The 20010-nt window shown below is 63.5% G+C and carries 25 protein-coding genes; 20 read left to right on the forward strand and 5 right to left on the reverse strand.

Annotated features, from left to right (window positions below; genetic code table 11):
- Positions 1 to 11: 11 nt before the first annotated feature.
- Both ACGYLI_RS06830 and ACGYLI_RS06835 read right to left on the reverse strand, forming a co-directional pair.
- A complete protein-coding gene (locus ACGYLI_RS06830) occupies positions 12 to 914 on the reverse strand; it encodes a DMT family transporter (protein ID WP_394418338.1) in 903 nt (300 codons plus the stop codon).
- Positions 902 to 1789, reverse strand: coding sequence for a LysR family transcriptional regulator (locus ACGYLI_RS06835; RefSeq protein ID WP_394418340.1), 888 nt, complete (start codon positions 1787 to 1789; stop codon positions 902 to 904). Before ACGYLI_RS06835 ends, ACGYLI_RS06830 begins: the two co-directional genes overlap by 13 nt.
- Before the next feature lie 126 nt (positions 1790 to 1915).
- Here ACGYLI_RS06835 and ACGYLI_RS06840 point away from each other — a divergent pair, with 126 nt between their 5' ends.
- The 12 genes from ACGYLI_RS06840 to rpmE all read left to right on the forward strand — a co-directional run bounded on the left by ACGYLI_RS06840 (position 1916) and on the right by rpmE (position 9057).
- Positions 1916 to 2500: an FMN-dependent NADH-azoreductase gene (locus ACGYLI_RS06840; RefSeq protein WP_394418342.1), complete on the forward strand. Its 585-nt coding sequence runs from the start codon at positions 1916 to 1918 to the stop codon at positions 2498 to 2500.
- A gap of 270 nt (positions 2501 to 2770) precedes the next feature.
- Complete coding sequence (ffh, locus tag ACGYLI_RS06845; protein ID WP_067262238.1) at positions 2771 to 4291, forward strand: signal recognition particle protein; 1521 nt, start codon at positions 2771 to 2773, stop codon at positions 4289 to 4291.
- A complete protein-coding gene (locus ACGYLI_RS06850; protein ID WP_174860573.1) occupies positions 4288 to 4596 on the forward strand; it encodes a chorismate mutase in 309 nt (102 codons plus the stop codon). Before ffh ends, ACGYLI_RS06850 begins: the two co-directional genes overlap by 4 nt.
- A 43-nt stretch (positions 4597 to 4639) precedes the next feature.
- A complete protein-coding gene (rpsP, locus tag ACGYLI_RS06855) occupies positions 4640 to 5026 on the forward strand; it encodes a 30S ribosomal protein S16 (protein WP_067262240.1) in 387 nt (128 codons plus the stop codon).
- 16 nt (positions 5027 to 5042) lie between these two features.
- Positions 5043 to 5672, forward strand: a complete 630-nt coding sequence (bluB, locus tag ACGYLI_RS06860; protein WP_067262242.1) for a 5,6-dimethylbenzimidazole synthase — start codon at positions 5043 to 5045, stop codon at positions 5670 to 5672.
- Positions 5672 to 5821, forward strand: a complete 150-nt coding sequence (locus ACGYLI_RS06865; RefSeq protein WP_169306052.1) for a hypothetical protein — start codon at positions 5672 to 5674, stop codon at positions 5819 to 5821. Before bluB ends, ACGYLI_RS06865 begins: the two co-directional genes overlap by 1 nt.
- Entirely contained in the window at positions 5818 to 6345 is a 528-nt protein-coding gene (rimM, locus tag ACGYLI_RS06870) for a ribosome maturation factor RimM (protein ID WP_394418345.1), read from the forward strand. Before ACGYLI_RS06865 ends, rimM begins: the two co-directional genes overlap by 4 nt.
- Before the next feature lie 15 nt (positions 6346 to 6360).
- Positions 6361 to 7152, forward strand: a complete 792-nt coding sequence (locus ACGYLI_RS06875) for a hypothetical protein (RefSeq protein ID WP_394418346.1) — start codon at positions 6361 to 6363, stop codon at positions 7150 to 7152.
- Complete coding sequence (gene trmD, locus ACGYLI_RS06880; RefSeq protein WP_394418348.1) at positions 7149 to 7937, forward strand: tRNA (guanosine(37)-N1)-methyltransferase TrmD; 789 nt, start codon at positions 7149 to 7151, stop codon at positions 7935 to 7937. The genes ACGYLI_RS06875 and trmD overlap by 4 nt, the downstream gene beginning before the upstream one ends.
- A gap of 69 nt (positions 7938 to 8006) precedes the next feature.
- Positions 8007 to 8168: a DUF1328 family protein gene (locus ACGYLI_RS06885; protein ID WP_082849512.1), complete on the forward strand. Its 162-nt coding sequence runs from the start codon at positions 8007 to 8009 to the stop codon at positions 8166 to 8168.
- Positions 8169 to 8440: 272 nt separating this feature from the next.
- Positions 8441 to 8824 carry a 50S ribosomal protein L19 gene (gene rplS / locus ACGYLI_RS06890; protein WP_067262249.1) on the forward strand — a complete coding sequence of 128 codons (384 nt, stop codon included), beginning with the start codon at positions 8441 to 8443 and terminating at the stop codon, positions 8822 to 8824.
- A gap of 11 nt (positions 8825 to 8835) precedes the next feature.
- A complete protein-coding gene (gene rpmE, locus ACGYLI_RS06895) occupies positions 8836 to 9057 on the forward strand; it encodes a 50S ribosomal protein L31 (protein WP_067262252.1) in 222 nt (73 codons plus the stop codon).
- A gap of 181 nt (positions 9058 to 9238) precedes the next feature.
- Here the strand turns inward: rpmE and ACGYLI_RS06900 are convergent, their stop codons facing one another.
- Complete coding sequence (locus ACGYLI_RS06900; protein WP_394418350.1) at positions 9239 to 9913, reverse strand: hypothetical protein; 675 nt, start codon at positions 9911 to 9913, stop codon at positions 9239 to 9241.
- Positions 9914 to 10146: 233 nt separating this feature from the next.
- Here ACGYLI_RS06900 and ACGYLI_RS06905 point away from each other — a divergent pair, with 233 nt between their 5' ends.
- Positions 10147 to 10956 carry a division plane positioning ATPase MipZ gene (locus tag ACGYLI_RS06905; protein WP_271688345.1) on the forward strand — a complete coding sequence of 270 codons (810 nt, stop codon included), beginning with the start codon at positions 10147 to 10149 and terminating at the stop codon, positions 10954 to 10956.
- A 2-nt stretch (positions 10957 to 10958) separates the two neighbouring features.
- On the opposite strand, the gene ACGYLI_RS06910 is transcribed toward ACGYLI_RS06905, so the two are convergent.
- Entirely contained in the window at positions 10959 to 11843 is an 885-nt protein-coding gene (locus ACGYLI_RS06910; protein WP_394411303.1) for a DMT family transporter, read from the reverse strand.
- Positions 11844 to 11869: 26 nt separating this feature from the next.
- Entirely contained in the window at positions 11870 to 12319 is a 450-nt protein-coding gene (locus ACGYLI_RS06915; protein ID WP_394412303.1) for a MarR family winged helix-turn-helix transcriptional regulator, read from the reverse strand.
- Positions 12320 to 12385: 66 nt separating this feature from the next.
- Here ACGYLI_RS06915 and hmgA point away from each other — a divergent pair, with 66 nt between their 5' ends.
- The 7 genes from hmgA to ACGYLI_RS06950 all read left to right on the forward strand — a co-directional run bounded on the left by hmgA (position 12386) and on the right by ACGYLI_RS06950 (position 19993).
- Positions 12386 to 13747, forward strand: a complete 1362-nt coding sequence (gene hmgA / locus ACGYLI_RS06920; protein WP_394418352.1) for a homogentisate 1,2-dioxygenase — start codon at positions 12386 to 12388, stop codon at positions 13745 to 13747.
- 23 nt (positions 13748 to 13770) lie between these two features.
- Positions 13771 to 15024, forward strand: coding sequence for a fumarylacetoacetase (gene fahA / locus ACGYLI_RS06925; RefSeq protein ID WP_394418354.1), 1254 nt, complete (start codon positions 13771 to 13773; stop codon positions 15022 to 15024).
- Between the two features lie 46 nt (positions 15025 to 15070).
- Entirely contained in the window at positions 15071 to 16021 is a 951-nt protein-coding gene (locus tag ACGYLI_RS06930; protein WP_394418356.1) for an MBL fold metallo-hydrolase, read from the forward strand.
- On the forward strand, positions 16021 to 16275 hold the full coding sequence (locus tag ACGYLI_RS06935; RefSeq protein WP_394412291.1) for a hypothetical protein: 255 nt from the start codon (positions 16021 to 16023) through the stop codon (positions 16273 to 16275). The genes ACGYLI_RS06930 and ACGYLI_RS06935 overlap by 1 nt, the downstream gene beginning before the upstream one ends.
- Positions 16276 to 16285: 10 nt before the next feature.
- Complete coding sequence (locus ACGYLI_RS06940; protein ID WP_394418360.1) at positions 16286 to 17893, forward strand: FAD-dependent oxidoreductase; 1608 nt, start codon at positions 16286 to 16288, stop codon at positions 17891 to 17893.
- Complete coding sequence (locus ACGYLI_RS06945; RefSeq protein ID WP_394418362.1) at positions 17890 to 18078, forward strand: DUF2783 domain-containing protein; 189 nt, start codon at positions 17890 to 17892, stop codon at positions 18076 to 18078. The genes ACGYLI_RS06940 and ACGYLI_RS06945 overlap by 4 nt, the downstream gene beginning before the upstream one ends.
- 235 nt (positions 18079 to 18313) lie before the next feature.
- Positions 18314 to 19993, forward strand: coding sequence for an ABC transporter substrate-binding protein (locus ACGYLI_RS06950; protein WP_394418364.1), 1680 nt, complete (start codon positions 18314 to 18316; stop codon positions 19991 to 19993).
- Positions 19994 to 20010: the final 17 nt, after the last annotated feature.

Consider the following 20010-nt stretch of genomic DNA (forward strand, 5'->3'; position numbering starts at 1 on the left):
TTTTTGAATTTTTATGACTTTTCTTCGCCATCCGCGCGCAGCAGCAGCGAAAGCGCGAGGATCGTCAGCAGCACCCCGCCCCAGACCAGCGCCCCCGGCAGGGCATTGCCAAAGCCCAACTCCCACAGGATTACCCAGCTGGGCGTGAGATAGGTATAGGCCATGACCTTGGCCGAAGGCAGCCGCAGCGCCGCAAATTGCAGCAGAACCACCGTGGCCGCCGTGGCGAAGACCGCGACATAGAGGATGGTGATCCAGACCAAGGGGCGCAGGGCGCTCCAATCGGTCGCGCGGAGGTCTTGCCAGCCGTAAGGCCCCAAGAGCACCGTGCCCGCCAACAGGGTGCCAAAGGTGAACATCACCGCGCTTTCGCCACGGTTCAGCCGCCTTACCATGGGGGTATAGAGCGCGTGGCTGATGCAGCCGACGAAATAAATCGCCTCCCCCCGCCCGATGTCGAAGGCCAGAAGCGCCGAAAGGTCGCCGCGAAAGATCACCCAAAGCGCCCCGGCCCCGCCGATGGCCAGCGCCAGCGCCATGCGCGGTGTCATGACCTGCCGCATCAGCAGCCAGGCGAACCCCGCCGCCATCACCGGCACGAGGGTAAAGACCGCCGCCGCAGCCACCGGGGGCGCGGTCTTCAACCCTTCGAACATCAAAACGAAGTAGAGCGTGAAGAGCCCCGCCAGCACGAAGTAGCGCCAAGGTGCTGCAAAGCCCGCCCGGCAGATATCGCCCCGCCCCCATGCCAAGGCCCCGACCAAGGCCGTCGCCAAGGCAAAACGCACGGCGTTCAGCGCCGTCGGCGTGATCTCATTCGCCACCTGCGCCCCGAGCGAGAATGACCCGGCCACCAGAGCCGAGAAGCAAAGCATCGCCAGATGCCCCTGCGCCGCGGCGGTTATTCGGGACATGCGACAGCATCCTCGGCATGTTCCTTGAGGAACCGCAGCACCGCCTGCACCTTGCTGGTGCGGTGCAGATCGACATGGGTGACCAACCACAGCGCACTGCCCCAATCGGGACGCGGCGCGTGGATCTCGACCAATTGCGGATCATTGCGCCCCATGGCAGCGGGCAAACCGCCGATCCCCGCCCCGGCCCGCAGCGCCGCCTCCAGCGCCGCACCGCTGGTGCTGCGCCATGTCACGCTTTCCTCCGGCACCGTGGCCCAGAGCCACTTGTGATAGGGCGCGCGGCTGTCGCGGTTGTCGGCGGCGATGAAACGGTGTTTGTGGTAATCCTCCGGCCCCTTCGGGATGCCGTACTGCGCCACATAGTCCCGGCTGGCATAGGCCCCCACCGCCAGCTGCGCATAGGGCTGCACCACATTGTCGGGCTGATCCGGCGCGGCCCCGGCACGGATGGCGACATGCGCCTCGCCATATTCCAGCCGGAACAAGCGGTCTCCGATCAGATAGCGCACCACCAGTTCGGGGTTCTGGCGCTGGAACTCGGTCAGCAAAGGCGCAAGCTGCGGGGCGAGGAAATCAAGCGAGGTGATCACCAACTCCCCCGAAACATCGCTGCCGCGCCCTTTGATCCGCCCCGCCAATTGGCTGAACTGATCGTCCGTCGCCCGCGCCACTCGCAGCAGGTCCTCCCCCGCTTCGGTGGCCGTGTAGCCGCGCGCATGGCGCTGAAACAGCTTCACGCCAAGCCGCCCTTCCAGCGCGTCGATATGACGGATCACGGTGGCATGGTGCACGCCCAACACCTCTGCCGCGCCGCTGACGGTGCCAAGCTGGGCGACCTGATAGGCGGTCCTGATCTCGTCCCAATTGTCCATTGTTCACCTCGCCTTCCCGACTTGTGCATTTACGAACATGGTCACGCTCATTCTGGCAGTTGCGTTCGCGAGCACAATGGCCAATTCCATGCCATCAGATTTACCCTTGGAACAAGGATCAACACCATGGCCACATTGCGCATCGAAACCTCGGTGAACCGCGAAAACTCCGTCACCCGCCAACTGACGGACCGGATCATCACAACGCTGGGCGACAGCGACGTCATCACCCGTGACATCGCCAGCGAACCCTTACCGCTGATCGATTCGACATGGGCCAGCGCCCGGGTGAAACCCGCCGAAGAGCGCACCGAGCTGGATCAAGAAGCCCTCGCCCTCTCCGACGCGCTGGTCGCCGAAGTGCAGGCCGCCGATACGATCGTGATCAGCGCGCCCATCTACAACTTCACCATTCCCGCCTCGCTCAAAGCCTGGATTGACCTGATCGCCCGCGTCGGCGTGACCTTCCGCTACACCGAAGACGGCCCCCAAGGGCTGCTGGAGAACAAACGCGTCATCGTGGCCTTCGCCTCGGGCGGGACAGGCATCGATTCCGCCGCCGATTTCGCCAGCGGCTACCTCCGCTTTGTGCTGGGCTTTTTGGGCATCACTGATGTGACCTTCGTCGCAGCGGACCAGCTGGCCGTGGACGCCGAAGGCACCATCGCCCGCGCCCATGCGCAGATCGACGCGCTGCGCGACGCGGCCTAAGCGCCCCGCCCTCTCCTCCAAATCGGCCGCGTCCCCACACCGGGGGCGCGGCTTTTGCGTGGCGGCCTTTCGCCAGCCACCCCACGCGGCTTGACTCACAGCCCCGCAGCGCGTAAACGCCACCCAATCTCCGGAAGCATTGCCTTCCGGTCCCGGCTTGTCGTCGGGATCGCCCCCAGTCAGCGCGTTGCGCCCACTGGGGCGTTTGTGCATTTTCGCGCGCGTCCTTAGATAGGGGCAAGTGCAACCGACCCGAAAGGCCCTGTGCCCATGTTTGAAAATCTTAGCGAACGGCTCTCTGGTGTCTTTGACCGCCTGACCAAACAAGGCGCGCTCAGCGACGAGGACGTCAAGACCGCCCTGCGCGAAGTGCGCGTCGCCCTGTTGGAAGCGGACGTTTCGCTGCCCGTGGCGCGTGAATTCGTCAAGACGGTGCAGGAAAAGGCCACAGGCCAAGCGGTGACCAAATCGGTGACACCGGGCCAGCAGGTCGTCAAGATTGTCCATGACGCGCTGATCGACGTGCTGAAAGGCGAAGGCGAACCCGGTTCGCTCAAGATCGACAGCCCGCCCGCGCCGATCCTGATGGTCGGCCTGCAGGGCGGCGGTAAGACGACCACCACCGCAAAACTCGCCAAGCGCATGAAAGACCGCGACGGCAAGCGCGTGTTGATGGCCTCGCTCGACGTGAACCGCCCCGCGGCGATGGAGCAATTGGCGATCCTCGGCACGCAGATCGGCGTCGACACGCTGCCGATCGTCAAGGGCGAAAGCCCGGTGCAGATCGCCAAACGCGCTAAAACGCAGGCGGGTTTGGGCGGTTATGACGTCTATATGCTCGACACCGCGGGCCGCCTGTCCATCGACGAAGAGTTGATGAGCCAAGTCGAAGCCGTGCGCGACGTGGCCAACCCCCGTGAAACATTGCTGGTTGTCGACGGCCTGACCGGTCAGGATGCCGTGCACACGGCTGAGAACTTTGACGCGCGTATCGGCATCTCCGGCGTAGTGCTGACCCGGATGGACGGCGATGGCCGTGGCGGTGCGGCGCTGTCGATGCGGGCCGTGACCGGAAAGCCGATCAAATTCGTCGGTCTGGGCGAGAAGATGGACGCGCTTGAGACCTTTGAGCCCGAGCGCATCGCGGGCCGTATCCTCGGCATGGGCGACATCGTCGCGCTGGTCGAGAAGGCCCAAGAAACCATCGAGGCCGAACAGGCCGAGAAGATGATGAAGCGCATGGCGAAGGGTCAGTTCAATATGAACGACCTCAAGATGCAGCTTGAACAGATGATCAAGATGGGCGGCATGCAGGGCATGATGGGCATGATGCCCGGCATGGGGAAAATGGCGAAACAGGTCGAAGACGCCGGTTTCGACGACAAGATCCTCAAGCAGCAGATCGCCCTCATTCAGTCCATGACCAAGAAAGAGCGCGCCAACCCTGCCCTGCTGCAGGCCAGCCGCAAGAAGCGTATCGCCAAAGGTGCCGGCATGGAGGTCTCTGACCTCAACAAGCTGATGAAGATGCACCGCCAGATGTCCGACATGATGAAGAAGATGGGCAAGATGGGCAAAGGCGGTATGCTCAAGCAGGCCATGAAGGGCATGATGGGCAAGGGCGGCATGCCCGGCGGCATGGACCCCTCCCAGATGGACCCCAAGGCGCTGGAAGCGGCGGCCAAGCAAATGGGCGGCAAGCTGCCCGGCGGTCTGGGTGGCATGGGCGGTGGCCTCGGCGGCGGCATGGGCCTGCCCGGCGGCCTCAGCGGTTTCGGGAAGAAGAAATGACCGACACCACCACAGATACCGCCGCCCGCGCCGCCGAGCTGCTGAAAGAGCATCGCGCCTCGATCGACCGGCTCGACGCGATCCTCGTCTATACGCTGGGCGAGCGGTTCAAACACACGCAGGCCGTGGGGAAACTCAAGGCCACGCACGACCTTCCCCCCTCCGATCCGGCCCGCGAAGCGGCCCAGATCGAGCGGCTCGAAGATTTGGCGGAAGCAGCGGACCTCGACCCTGTCTTCGCCAAGAAGTTCTTGAACTTCATCATCGCCGAAGTCATTCGGCACCACAAAACCCACCAAGAATAGGACGGCCTCCCGTCCCCCCAACCAACCTAAAGGATTAAATACCATGGCAATGAAAATTCGTCTCGCCCGCGGCGGCTCCAAAAAGCGCCCCTTCTACCGCATCGTGGCTGCCGACAGCCGCATGCCGCGCGATGGCCGCTTCATCGAGAAGCTGGGCACCTACAACCCGCTGCTGCCCAAAGACAGCGAAGACCGCGTGAAAATGGACGTTGAAAAGGTTCAGGAATGGATCGCCAAAGGCGCCCAGCCGACCGAGCGCGTGGTCCGCATGCTGGAAGCCGCTGGCATCCGCGAAAAGACCGAGCGTAACAACCCCAAGAAGGGCGCACCGGGCAAGAAAGCCCAAGAGCGCGCGCAGGAGAAAGCCGACAAGGCCGCTGCCGCTGCCGAAGCTGCCAACGCCCCTGCCGAAGAAGCTTCCGCAGAATAAGCTTCGAGCGCCCGGCATGGATACATTCTCTGATGACTTCCGTGCCGGGCTGCACGACCTGATGCGATGGCGGCGCGACGTGCGCCGCTTTCGCACAGACCCGCTGGACGAGGCGCTGGTGCAAAGCTGCCTCGACAGTTTTAACCTCGCCCCCTCTGTGGGCCTGTCGGAACCCTGGCGGATCATCCGCGTTGCCTCCGACACCGCGCGCCAAGCCGCGCTTGAGAATTTCCAATCCGCCAATGCCCGCGCCCTCGCCGGATACGAGGGTGAAAAGGCCGCGCTCTATGCCGGGCTCAAACTCTCAGGGATGAGCGATGCGCCCGAGCAATTGGCGATCTACTGTGATGAGAGCACCGAAAAGGGCAGCGGCCTCGGCGCGGGCACCATGCCCGAGATGCGGCGCTATTCGGTGGTGGGGGCGATCACCCACCTATGGCTCACCGCCCGCGCTCATGGCCTCGGGCTGGGCTGGGTCTCGGTGCTTGACCCCGCCCGGCTGAACCGTGACCTTGCGGTGCCAGAGGACTGGTCGCTGGTGGCCTATCTTTGTATGGGCTGGCCCGAGGAAAACAGCCTGACGCCGGAACTGGAAACCAAGGGTTGGGAGACCCGCGCCCCCCGCCTCAAGGTCGAGACCCGCTAATGAGAAAGCTACTGTTCCTTCTGTCCGTGCTCGTGCTCGGCTTTGTACTTGGCATCCGCTATGATCGGCAGTTAATGCAGGATGAATGCAAAGCCGGGGCCGGTGAATGGACCGGGACGATCTGCGTGAATTCGGAGTTGTTGCAATGAGTGACCAAGACCTGATCTGCGTCGGCGCCATCGCGGGCGCCTATGGCGTGCGCGGCGAAGTGCGCGTGAAAAGCTACTGCGCCGTGCCCGAAGACATCGAGAACTACCGCCCGCTGAGCACCGAGGACGGCAGCCGCCAGTTCACCCTCGCCCTGCTGCACCCGGTCAAAAACGGCTTTGCCGCGCGCATCGCCGAAATCACCACCAAGGAAGAGGCTGACGATCTGCGCGGTGTCTCGCTCTTTGCCGCGCGGGATCAATTGCCGGGCCTGCCGGATGACGAATTCTACCACGCCGATCTCATCGAGCTTGAGGTCTATGACACCGGCGGCGTGCTGCTGGGCCGCGTGAAAACGGTGCAGAACCACGGGGCGGACGATCTGCTGGAACTGCAACTGGCGGGCACATCGGCCACCACCTTCCTGCCCTTCACCAAGGCCGCGGTGCCGACAGTCGATCTCGCCTCGGGCCGGATCATCGCCGACCCGCCTTTGGGCGTGCTGCCGGAAGGCAAGGATGACTGAGACCGGAGCCGGATGATGCCCCGTCGGATCATCCTGCATCCCGGCTTTCACAAGACCGGGACCAGTTCCCTGCAAGCCACCCTGCGCGTCAATCGCGCCCTGCTGAAACCCCATGTTGCCCTGCGCCTGCGCTGGCAGATGAAAGACCTGCTGCATGCCGCGCGCGGCTACGCCACTTGGCGCGACCCGCTCACGTTACTCAAGGCCGAATACCGCTTCGACGCCCTTCTCGATGCCCTGCCCCGGATGCCGCGCCGAACGCTGGTCCTCTCGGCCGAGGAACTGGCCGGTCACATGCCCGGACGTGGCGATCTGGCCGATTACAGCGCCGCGCCCGAACTGCTAGAGACCTTTACCCGCAGCCTGCGCCGCCGTTTCCCCCGGGCGGAGATCATGGTTTACCTCTCGACCCGCGACCCGGCGGAGTGGATCACTTCGGCCTATTGGGAGCATGTCAAAGCCTCCTCCATGACGCTCGACCTTGCGGAGTTCACATCCCGCTACGCCCCAGCGGCAGATTTGGATGCGGTGGCCGAAACGATTGCCCACCGCCTACCCTGCCAGGTGCATCACGCGCGGCTGGAGGCCTGCCGTGACCTGCCGCTTGGACCCGCGACGCCCCTTCTAGACCTTTGCGCATTGCCGCCTGAGGTCTTGGCGCAGATGACCGTGCCCCCGCCCGAGAACCAGCGCTTACCCGCGGAACTTTTGCAGGCTCTGCTTGACGCCAACCGTCAACACGCCGATGACCCCGAGGCGCGCCGCCGCGCCAAGACCGCTCTATTGCAACAGGCAGGAACCGCATGAAACCCACCCGCTCTCACGGACGTCAAAGCGCACGGCCCAGCCTCAAACCCCGCGCCCTGATGCAAGACGCGCCCGATTACGCTGATGTCTGGCAGGCCCGGATCGTCACGCTGTTTCCCGATCTCTTCCCCGGGGTGCTGGGCGCCAGCCTGACCGGAAAAGCGCTGCACGAAGGGCGTTGGCAATTGCACACCCATGACCTGCGCGACTTTGGCATCGGCAAGCACCGCAATGTCGATGACACCCCCGCAGGCGGCGGGGCGGGCATGGTCATGCGCGCCGATGTGGTCGGCCCGGCGCTGGCGCGCGCGCAAAGCCACGCCCATGGGCGCTGGCCGATCCTCTACATGTCGCCGCGCGGGCGACGGTTCGATCAGGCCATGGCGCGCGATCTGGCAAGCTGCGCGGGCGTGACAATGCTCTGCGGGCGATTCGAGGGCGTCGACGAGCGGGTGATCGAGCATTTCGGCATCACCGAGGTTAGTCTGGGCGATTTTGTCATGACGGGGGGCGAGTTGGCCGCCCAAGCGATGATCGACGCCACCGTGCGCCTCTTGCCCGGCGTGCTGGGCAATGCCGAGAGCATCGAAGAGGAAAGCCACGCCTCGGGCCTGTTGGAACATCCGCAATATACCCGCCCCGCCGAATGGGAAGGGCGCGAGATCCCGCCCGTTTTGATGTCGGGCAACCATGGCGAGATTGCGAAATGGCGGCAGGCGCAGGCCGAAGAGCTGACCCGCAAGCGCCGCCCTGACATGTGGGCCGCGTTCGAGAGCAAGGCCTGAGCTCGCGCCCCGATACGGAACCCGCCCCTGCGCGGCGCGTTGATCTCCCATATCGGAGGGAGAATCCAAATGCTTGAACTTATTCTTATTCTGTTGATCGTCGCCGCCGTTGCTGCCCTCTTGGGCTTTGGCCGCGTATCGGGTGCCGCGATGACCGGGGCGAAAGTGCTGATCGGCATCGTGCTGGTGCTGTTCCTGCTCGTTGTCTTGGGCGTGATCGCACTGGCCTGACGCGACAGCGCGCAGAGGTCTGAAACACTGAGGATCAAGGCGGCCACAGCCCCCTTGATCCTATCGCTTTTGCCCCCTATACCCCGCGCATCCGGAATCGCTTTGGCGGCTCCGGTGCTTTGCGTTTAACGCAGAAAACTAAGTAATGACGACGACACCTCCGGCGGGGGGCCTTGATCGGAAACGATTGCGGCGCTGCCCGATAGAACCCGAAGCTCTGGGTCGCGACATAATTTCGTGGAATACCGCGAACATCATAGGAGAATGGTCAGATGAACCTGATCGCAGAGATCGAGGCGGAACAAGTCGCCGAACTGGGGAAAGAGATCCCCGACTTCCGTGCCGGTGATACCGTTCGTGTTGGCTTTAAAGTCACCGAAGGCACCCGCACCCGTGTGCAGAACTACGAAGGCGTCTGCATTTCGCGCAAGAACGGCCACGGCATCGCCGGGTCCTTCACTGTGCGCAAGATTTCCTTTGGCGAAGGCGTGGAGCGTGTGTTCCCGCTGCATTCGACCAACATCGACAGCATCACCGTCGTGCGCCGTGGTCGCGTCCGTCGTGCCAAGCTGTACTACCTGCGCAGCCGTCGCGGCAAATCCGCACGGATCGCCGAAAACGTCCACTACAAGCCGCTTTCCGGCGCGAACGCATAAAGGACTGGTCGATGAAAACCGATACACATCCCGAATACCACATCATCAACGTCAAAATGACCGACGGCACTGTTGTGGAAATGAAATCGACATGGGGCAAAGAAGGCGACCAGCTGTCGCTCGACATCGACCCCTCCGTGCACCCTGCCTGGACCGGCGGCACTGGCCGCATCATGGACACCGGCGGCCGCGTGTCGAAGTTCAAGAACAAATACGCAGGTCTGGGCTTCTAAGCCTTACCGACAGTGCGAAACAAAGGCGCGGCCCCTCGGGGGTCGCGCCTTTTGCGTTTGGGGGATGGGGCAGTGGATGGGGCCGGGTGTGTGCGGCAAGCGGTGTGGAGGTATTTTTAAAAGGATGAAGTTAAGGGGGTATGCGTGCCGGTGGGGGCCGGCGCGCATGGGGGCGGCCGGGTTAGAGGCGGCGCTCTTGTAGGGCGGCTTGGGCGCCGTAGCCGTGCAGGTGGGACAGCACCGCGCCATAGGCGATCAGCAGATAGGCGAGCAGTTCCGTGCCCTCTTGGACGGTGGTTTTGATTTGCGGGTCATAGGCCGCGCCCATGACGGCCTCCCACAGGGCGCCGGTGCCGAAAATCCGCGAGAAGAAGAGCAGCAGCACCACGCCGATATAGACGAAGGTGGCGGAGCGGGTTTGTAGGTGGTGCAGCATGGGCAGCAGCGTGGTGCCGCGATTGCGCCATGCGATGAAGCTGCCCACTGCCAGTGTCACAAGGGCGGGGTAGATCCAGAACCCGTGTTGGATACGGTCCAGCGCGGCGTCATATTCGCGCAGGAACATACAGGCGAAGAGCGTGGCCGCCAGTGTCAGATACCCCCGCATGCCCGCATGTTGATAAGCGCCCATCATGAAAATCCCAGCCGCGATGGCCAGCAGGGTGTTGTGCATATGTTCGGTCAGCGAGTCTTCGGTGACGCCCTCGCCCAGAACGGCCGTATCGAGGTAGACCGTCACCGGCACCAGCGCCACCAGCAGGCAAACCAGCGCGAATTCCGCGATCACCATGCCCAGAGACGGCAGCACGCCGCGGACTGTTGTCTGTTTCGATGTGGTGGGGTGGTGATCTGGCATGGGGAGGCCTTGCTTGAGCGGTTCATTGGGGTGCGCGGCGCGCGGTAAGGCGCGGTGTTACACGGCACCTTAACCGGTGAAAATAGCGCAAATGTGCGCGATGTCCAAACGCGGCAGGGCTGCCACGGTCGGGCTGAACAAGCGGCCTCGCCACTTTCCAAAGGCGTGAACCCTACATATAGTGCGGTTCAACAATATCCTGTCTTGAAGGGCAGGCGCGAAGGGACAGCAGTATGGCGCATATTATCGTCGTCGGTAACGAAAAAGGCGGCGCGGGCAAATCGACCGTTTCCATGCATGTGGCGACGGCGCTGGCGCGGCTTGGCCATAAGGTCAGCGGGCTGGACCTCGACCTGCGGCAACGGACCTTTGGGCGCTATATCGAGAACCGCCGGGCCTTCATGCGCGAGTCCGGCCTGACGCTGGCCAGTCCGACGCTTTGCGAATTGCCGGATGTGGAGGCCAGCAGCCTGCGCCCCGGCGAGAACATGTATGACCATCGCCTGAGCGCGGCGGTGGCGGCGCTGGAGCCGGACAATGATTTCATTCTGATCGACTGCCCCGGATCGCACACGCGGCTCAGTCAGGTGGCCCATTCGCTGGCGGACACATTGATCACGCCGCTGAACGACAGTTTCATCGACTTTGATCTTTTGGCCCATATCGATGCCAATGGCGAAAAGATCACCGGCCCCTCCGTCTATTCCGAGATGGTTTGGAACGCGCGGCAGCTCAGGGCGCAGGCCGGGTTGTCGGCGATCGATTGGATCGTGGTGCGCAACCGTTTGGGCGCGCAGCGCATGGTCAACAAGGAGAAGATGGAGCGCGCGATCAACAACCTCAGCAAGCGGATCGGCTTTCGCACCGCGCCGGGGTTCAATGAGCGGGTGATCTTTCGGGAGCTATTCCCGCGCGGTCTGACCTTGCTGGACCTCAAGGATATCGGGGTGAAACAGCTCAATATCTCGAACATCGCCGCGCGGCAGGAGTTGCGTGAGCTGATCAAGGCGTTGGAGTTGCCGGGCGTCAGCCCCGACTTTTGATCCTAGTGGCGCGGCAGCGGGGGCACGACCCGGCGGCGGCGCGACAGGGCGATGAGGTTCGACAGGAACAGCGCGCCCACGACGATCCCCCCGCCGATCAACGCATAGATCCCGGGGTCTTCGCCCAGCACCGCCCAGACCAGCAGCGGCGCCAACACGGATTCCAACAAAACGAGCAGGCCCACTTCGGCGCTTGAGATATAGCGCGGGCCAAGCGCGATGAGCCCGGCGCTGGCGGCCATGAACGCCGCGTAGAGCAGCATTTGCGGCAGTTCTGCGGTGGGCATGTGCAGCGGCTGCGCCACGGGCAGCAGCACCGCCCCGGCCAGCAGATAGGCCAATGCCACCGCTGGCACCATCGACACTGCACGCGCGTGGCGCGCCGCTGTCAGCGCTCCGGCGAAGATGGCCGAGATCGACAGGGCCAGCAGATCGCCCGCGCGCGAGGCATTCTCGGTCTCGCCCGAGCCGAAGGCGATCACGGCCAAGCCAGCGAGCACCGCCGCGATGGTAAAGAACATGCGCCGGCTGATCGGCTCGCCCAGAAAGACCCGGCTATAGATCGCGGCAAAGACCGGCAGCGAGGCGAGGATGAAGACCACATTCGCGACCGAGGTCAGGCGCACGGCCAGCACGAAGCCAACCCCGGCGCAGGCCACGCCGCCGATGTAGATAGCGCTCGCCCATCCGGCGCGGCTGAGGGCGCGGAAGGGGGCGGTGCCTTGGGCCAGCAGCAGGCCCGCGCCAATCGCCATGCCCACGAGGGTCACCTTCCAAAAGGCGAGCGTCAGCATCGGCGCGTCGATGACGCGCACGAAAAGCGCTTCGGGAACGATGCACATCACCCCAAGAAAGGTGAGCAAGAGGCCTTTGGTCTGATCGGTCATGCGCCATCGGTGGCGGTTTCCACGGGTTAAGTAAAGCCCCCCTGCCCCACATCCGACAGCTTGAGCAGCGCCCGCCGCAGCACCGCCGCCTCGGCAGGGTCGAGCGCATCCATCAGCGCGGCATTGTAGCGCTGCGCCACGGCGCGCAGATCGTCATAGGCCGCTTGGCCCTGCCGCGTCAGCGACAGATGCTCCACCCGCCGATCCTCTGGATCGCGGCTGCGGGTGACGAAGCGGCGCTCGGTCAGGCGGTGCACGGCGCGGCTGATCTTGGTCTTATGCATCCGCGCGCGCTGGCCGATCTCGCTCGCCGTGAGTTGCCCGTATAGACCGAGGTGGAACAAGACCCGCCATTCGGTGCGCAGCATGCCATAGCGGCTTTTGTAGATCTGCTGAAACTCAAGCGATGACGCCTCCGCCGCTTGGTTCAGCAGGTAGGGCAGGAAATGCTGAAGCTGAAAGTCACCGTCCGCCATGCTGCGCCGCTTGTTAGTTACAAATCCAACTATTACGCTTGTAACAGATTCTGCAAGGGGGCACAGATGACCAGCCAGTCCAAGCCAGCGACGATGACAACCGCGGCCACCACATCGGGCACGCATCCGGGCTATATGCCGGGTTTCGGCAATGATTTCGAAACCGAAGCCCTGCCCGGCGCCCTGCCGCAGGGCATGAACTCCCCGCAGAAATGCAACTACGGTCTCTATGGCGAACAGCTGTCCGGCACGGCTTTTACCGCGCCCTCTCATCAGAACGAGCGTACGTGGTGCTACCGCATCCGGCCTTCGGTCAAACATTCGTCGCGCTACACGCGGATCGACCTGCCCTATTGGAAGTCCGCACCGCATCAGCCGCAGGATGTGACCAGCCTTGGCCAATACCGTTGGGATCCGGTGCCGCATTCCGACACACCGCTGACTTGGCTGACCGGCATGCGCACGATGACCACGGCGGGGGATGTGAACACCCAAGTCGGCATGGCGAGCCATATCTATCTGGTGACCGAGAGCATGGTGGACAGCTATTTCTACTCTGCCGACAGCGAGCTTTTGATCGTCCCGCAGGAGGGCTGCTTGCGCTTTTGCACCGAGCTGGGCGTCATGGACGTCGCCCCGCAGGAGATCGCCATCATTCCGCGCGGGTTGGTCTACCGGGTGGAGGTGCTGGACGGCCCCGCGCGCGGCTTTGTCTGCGAGAACTACGGCCAAAAGTTCCACCTGCCCGCACGCGGCCCGATCGGCGCCAACTGCATGGCGAACCCGCGTGATTTCAAAACCCCCGTGGCGGCTTTTGAGGACCGCGAGGCGCCCTCCACCGTCACCATCAAGTGGTGCGGCCAGTTCCACGAAACCCATATCGGGCATTCGCCGCTCGACGTGGTTGCATGGCACGGCAATTATGCGCCGGTGAAATACGACCTGAACACCTATTGCCCCGTGGGCGCGGTGCTGTTCGATCACCCAGACCCGTCGATTTTCACCGTGCTGACCGCGCCCTCGGGCGTCGAAGGCACTGCCAATATCGACTTCGTGCTGTTCCGCGACCGCTGGATGGTGGCCGAGGATACCTTCCGTCCGCCATGGTATCACAAGAACATCATGTCCGAGCTGATGGGCAATATCCACGGCCAGTACGACGCCAAGCCCAAGGGCTTCGTTCCCGGGGGCATGAGCCTGCACAATATGATGCTGCCGCATGGGCCGGACCGGAACGCCTTCGAGGGCGCGTCGAATGCCGAGTTGGCACCCCATAAGCTCGACAACACGATGTCCTTCATGTTCGAGACCCGCTTTCCGCAGCATCTGACCGAATTCGCCGCCCGCGAAGCGCCATTGCAGGACGATTACATCGACTGCTGGGAAAGCCTTGAGAAGAAATTCGACGGCACCCCGGGCAAGAAGTGACCGCTGTCCGCGAAAGGACCAATATGACCCTGATGACCTCTTGGGTGGAAAGCGCCAATTCGGCCACCACCGATTTCCCGCTGAACAACCTCCCCTACGGCGTCTTTTCGACCAATCAGCTAGAGGCGCGCTGCGGCGTGGCCATCGGCGATCAGATCGTGGACATGGCCGCGCTGGAGGAAGAGGGGCTGATCACCCTCGCCGAGGAGCCGGTGTTCGATGTGCCCTATTGGAACGATGTGATGGACCTTGGCCCCACGGCTTGGGCTTCCTTGCGCTCCCGGTTGATCGAACTGCTCTGCGCTGATGCGCCAGATCAGGCAGCCGGGGCGCCCCATATTGTGCCGATGGAGGCCGCGCAGTTGCACATGCCGATGATGGTTTCCGAATATACGGATTTCTACGCGGGCAAGCATCACGCCACGAATGTCGGCACTATGTTTCGCGGGGCCGAGAACGCGCTGCCGCCGAATTGGCTGCACATCCCCATCGGCTATAATGGCCGCGCCTCCACCGTCGTCGTCTCGGGGACTGAGATCACGCGGCCCAATGGCCAGTTGAAAGCCCCCGAGGCCGAAGCGCCGCATTTCGGCCCCTGCCAGAAACTCGATATCGAGTTGGAGATGGGCGCGATCGTCGGCACCTCGACCGAGATGGGCCAGCCCGTCAGCATCATTGAGGCGGATGAGATGATCTTTGGCTACGTTCTGCTCAACGACTGGTCAGCGCGGGACATTCAGGCGTGGGAATACCAACCCCTCGGCCCGTTTCAGGCCAAAGCATTCGCCACCTCGATCTCCCCTTGGATCGTGACCCGCGATGCGTTGGAGCCCTTCCGCACCCCGACACCCGCGCGGGAGAAAGACCTGCTGCCCTATCTGCGCGAGAGCAAACCCGGCCTTTATGACATCGACCTGTCGGTGATGCTCCAGCCCGAGGGCGGCGAGGCCGAGGAAATCGCCCGCACCAATTATCGCGAGATGTATTACTCCGCCGCGCAGCAGTTGACGCATCATGCCTCTTCGGGCTGTGCGATGAACGCGGGCGATCTGCTCGGTTCCGGCACGATCTCCGGCCCCGAAAAATCGCAGCGCGGGTCGCTGCTGGAACTGTCATGGGGCGGCAAGGAGCCGATCACCCTCGCAGACGGCAGCACCCGCAGTTTTGTCGAAGACGGCGACACGCTGACCCTCACCGGCCACGCGCAGGGCGATGGCTTTCGCGTGGGCTTTGGCAGTTGCACCGGCAAGGTCCGCCCGGCAATCGACTTTTCCTGAACAGGCCGCGCATCCGCGCTGGCGAAGCAAGACAGAAGGACAACACATGGCCAAGCAATTCGCATCCCAAGGCGATATGACCGAAAAAGAGATCTCTTTTACCGAGGTGGGCGATGGCCTCTACGCCTTCACCGCCGAGGGCGATCCGAACTCCGGCGTGATCATCGGCGACGACAGCGTGATGATCATCGAAGCACAGGCGACACCGCGACTGGCGAATAAGGTCATCGAATGCGTCCGCTCGGTCACCGACAAACCGATCAGCCATCTGGTGCTGACCCATTACCACGCCGTGCGCGTGCTCGGGGCCTCTGCCTTCGGTGCGCCGCAGATCATCATGTCTGAGAAGGCCCGCGCCATGGTCGCCGAACGCGGGCAAGAGGATTGGGACAGCGAATTCGAGCGGTTTCCCCGTCTCTTCGAAGGTCATGAGAGCATCCCCGGGCTGACGTGGCCCACCACCACCTTCAACGGGCGGATGAGCGTCTATCTCGGCAAACGCCGGGTCGATATCATGCAGTTAGGTCGCGCCCATACGGCGGGTGACGCGGTGATCTACGTGCCCGATCAGAACGTCATGTTCACCGGTGACATCGTCGAATATCACTCCGCCTGCTACTGCGGCGACGGGCATTTCCACGACTGGCCCGACACGCTGGAACGCATCCGCGCCTTCGACCTCGACGCCATCGCGCCGGGCCGGGGCGACGCGCTGGTGGGGCGCGAGATGGTCAATGCCGCGATTGACAGCACCGCCGACTTCGTCCGCTCCACCTACCGCCCGGCGGCCCGCGTGGCCCTGCGTGGCGGCACCTTGAAAGAGGCATGGGACGCCGTGCGCGCCGAATGCGACCCCAAATTCGGCGACTATGCGATCTATGAGCACTGCCTGCCCTTCAACGTCGCCCGCGCCTATGACGAAGCGCTCGACATCGACACGCCGCGCATCTGGACGGCGGCGCGCGACAAAGAGATGTGGGAGGCGCTGTCGGACTGATGTCCCTGCCCGCGCTTCTTCCCGCCCTGATCGTCTTGGCGCTGGCACTCTGGTTCTATCTGGTCTTCGCGCTGGTGATGGAGCACCGCCGCCATGCGGCACGCCGAAGTGGGCAGCCCTACGCCGGGCTGCGCGATGCGGCGCAGGTTTGGTCAAAGATGCTGCGCGCGCCCGAATACCGCGGTGCGCGCCGACGGGTGGCGTTGGTGTCGCTGGTCTTGCTGGCCCTGCTGCTCCTGCGCGCCTTTCTCTGAGGATACCGCCATGGCCTATGCCTACACCCCCTTCCCCTACAGCCCCCCGCCCGGCCTGACCGCGCCCGAGCCGCGGCACCCGGTGGTGATCGTAGGTGCTGGCCCTATCGGCCTGTCGATGGCCGTGGACTTGGCCCTGCGCGGGGTCAAATCGGTCGTGCTGGATGACAACAACGTCGTCTCCCTCGGCTCGCGCGCGATCTGCTGGGCGAAACGGACGCTGGAGATTTTCGACAGGCTCGGCATCGGCGAGCGGATGCTGGAAAAGGGCGTGACATGGAAAGTGGGCCGCCAGTTTCACGGGGAACAGGAGGTTTATAACTTCGACCTGCTGCCAGAGCCGGGGCATAAATACCCGGCATTCGTGAACCTTCAACAATATTACGTCGAAGAGTATCTCATTGAACGCGCGCAGGAGTTCCCCGATCTGATCGACCTGCGTTTTCTCAACAAGGTCACCGATCACAAGGGCCACGCCGACCATGTTGAGCTGACGGTCGAGACGCCGGATGGCCCCTACCAACTGGAAACCGACTGGTACATCGCCTGCGATGGCGCAGGCTCGGCCACGCGCAAACGGATGAACCTGCCCTTCGAGGGGCAGAGCTTTGACGAACATTTCCTCATCGCCGATGTGGAGATGGAGACCTCCCCCTTCGGCGACCATGACACGCCCGAGCGGTGGTTCTGGTTCGCCCCGCCCTTTCACAACGGCCAGTCCGCGCTGCTGCACAAACAGCCCGACAACATCTACCGCATCGACTTGCAACTGGGGCCAGAGACCGACCCGAAGGCCGAGGCGACCGAAGAGAAGGTCGTGCCCCGCCTGAAACAGATGCTGGGCGATGCGCCGTTCCGGCTGGATTGGATGAGCGTCTATAAATTCCGCTGCGCACGACTGGAGAGGTTCGTGCATGATCGCGTCGTCTTTGTCGGCGACAGCGCCCATGTGGTCAGCCCCTTTGGCGCGAGAGGTGGCAATGGCGGGGTGCAGGATGTCGACAACCTCGGCTGGAAACTCGCCGCCGTGGTGCAGGGTGAAGCGCCCATCAGCCTGATCGAGAGCTATGACATCGAACGCGGCCATGGCGCGAATGAGAACATGCGCAACTCCGCCCGCGCGACCAATTTCATGACGCCGAAATCCCCCATCGAGACCCTGTTTCGCAACGAGGTGCTGACCCTCGCAGCAAAGCACCCTTTCGCGCGCAAACTGATCAACTCAGGCCGGTTATCGCAGCCCTGTACGCTGGCCCATAGCCCGCTGCAAACCGCAGGCGACGCGCCCCTGCGCCCCGGCAGCGCATTGATCGACGCGCCGTTGGCCGGGCCTGCGGGGGATTGCTGGCTGCTGGGCGCGGTTCAGGGCCAGTTCACCCTGCTCGCCGTGGGCGAGATCACCCCCCCCGACCTTCCCGGCCTTGCCCGGATCGGCATCAATCAGTCCCATGATGCTTACCCCTGTTTTCAGGGCAAGGACGGCCACGCGCAAAGGCGCTATGGCAGCGGTTTCCTCTATCTGCTGCGCCCCGATGGCCATGTTTGCGCCGTCTTCGACCAGCCCGACAGCGCCGCGATTGCCCGCGCCTATGACCGTGCGAAAGGAGCCACCGCATGATCCTCGAAGACAACCTCGGCGCCGAGGGTGACAGCGTCTATGCCGCCCTCATGGCCGCCCACGAAGGGCTGAGCGAGGCGGAAAGCCACGCCCTAAATGCCCGATTGGTTCTGATGCTGACCAATGAACTCGGCGACCCGGCCCGGCTTGCGGCGCTTTTCAAAGCCGCGCGCGATCTGGCCTAACCCGCCAGCCTCACAGCGCTTTTCCCCCATGCCCGCGCTTGCCGGGCCGCTTTCCTGCGCTAGCTTGCTGCTCAACTTCCCGCGACAGGCTTGACGCAACGCGCCTGATCGGCAGACTAAACACCCCGCGCCCACCTCAAGAGGCGACGAAAGCAGGTCAACTGCATCACCTGCCCCACCGTGAAAAGTGGGGACCCGCGATGGCCCGGCCAACGCACCAACAGAGAGGAAAATCATGGAATTTTTGACACGCACCGGAAAACCGCTGCCGCAATCCGTGCTGACATCAGCCGAAAACGCCAAGAAAGACCCCGTCAGCAGACGCGAGTTTCTGGCGATTGCCAGCGCCTTCGGGGCCACGTCCGCCACAGCCTACGGGATGCTCGGCATGGCCGCGCCCGCGCGTGCGGCGGCCCATGCCAACCTCAAGGAAGGCGGCACCGTGCGGATGCAGATGGAGGTGCGTGCCCTGAAAGACCCGCGCACCTATGACTGGTCGCAGATCGCCAACTTCAGCCGCGGCTGGCTGGAATACCTCGCCATCTGGGAGAATGACGGCACCTTCACCCCCGGCCTGTTGGAAAGCTGGGAGATCAACGACGACGCCACCGAATACACGCTGAACGTCCGCAAGGGCGTGGCATGGAACGACGGCACCGCCTTCACCGCGCAGGACGTGGCACGCAACATCGAAGGCTGGTGCGACAAGTCGCTCGAAGGCAACTCCATGGCGGGCCGTTTCGCCACGCTGGTGGATGAGGAAACCGGCAAGGCCATCGAAGGCGCAATCGAGGTGGTGGATGACCACACCGTCAAGCTCACGCTGCCCAAATCCGACATCACGCTGATCCCCGGCATGGCCGACTACCCCGCCGCCATCACGCCCGAAGGGTTCGACCCCGACACGATGCTGGAAAACCCGAAAGGCACCGGCCCCTACCTGCCCGAGTCGCTCGAAGTTGGCGTGAAAAGCGTACTGGTCAAGAACCCCGATCACACCTGGTGGGGCACCGAAGTCTTCGGCGGGCCCTACATTGATCGCTTGGAATACATCGACTACGGCACCGACCCCTCCGCTTGGATCGCCGCCGCCGAGGCTGAAGAGGTGGACGCTTTCTACTCCATGGAAGGCGAATATATCGACGTGATGAGCACGCTTGACGGCTGGGTCGAGAATGAGATCGCCACGGCGGCGACCATCGTGATCCGCCCCAACCAACTGGCCGAAGTCGACGGCATGAAACCCTATGAAGACAAGCGCGTGCGCAACGCGCTGCAACTCGCGGTCGACAATGCGGTTCTGCTGGAACTGGGCTACGCCGGGCGCGGCCTCGTCGCCGAGAACCACCACGTCGGCCCGATGCACCCCGAATACGCCGAAGTCGAGCCGCCCAAGACCGACCCCGAAGCCGCCCGCGCGCTGATGGAAGAGGCGGGCATGGCGGATTACGAGCATGAGCTCTTCTCGATCGACGATGCATGGCGCAAAGACACCACCGATGCCGTGGCAGCCCAGCTGCGTGACGCGGGCATCAAGGTCAAACGCACCATCCTGCCCGGCTCCACCTTCTGGAACGACTGGGTGAAATATCCCTTCTCCTCCACCAACTGGAACGCGCGGCCTCTGGGCGTGCAAATCTGGGCGCTGGCCTATCGCTCGGGCGAGGCATGGAACGAGTTCGGCTATGCCAACCCTGAGTTCGACGCCCTGCTGTCAGAGGCGCTGGCCACGGCGGATGTCGAAGCGCGCCGCGAGATCATGGCGAAGGGTGAGAAGATGCTGCAAGACGATGGCGTCACGATCCAGCCCTACTGGCGTTCGCTTTACAACCACACCCGCGAGGGGCTGGTGGGTGCCGCGCATCACATCGGGTTCGAATACCACCCGGCGCGGATGGCTTGGGCGGAAGAATGATCTGCCGCTAGCTAGAC

This window comes from Sulfitobacter sp. 1A13421, assembly GCF_043557285.1.
GTDB classification, from domain to species: Bacteria; Pseudomonadota; Alphaproteobacteria; order Rhodobacterales; family Rhodobacteraceae; genus Sulfitobacter; species Sulfitobacter faviae.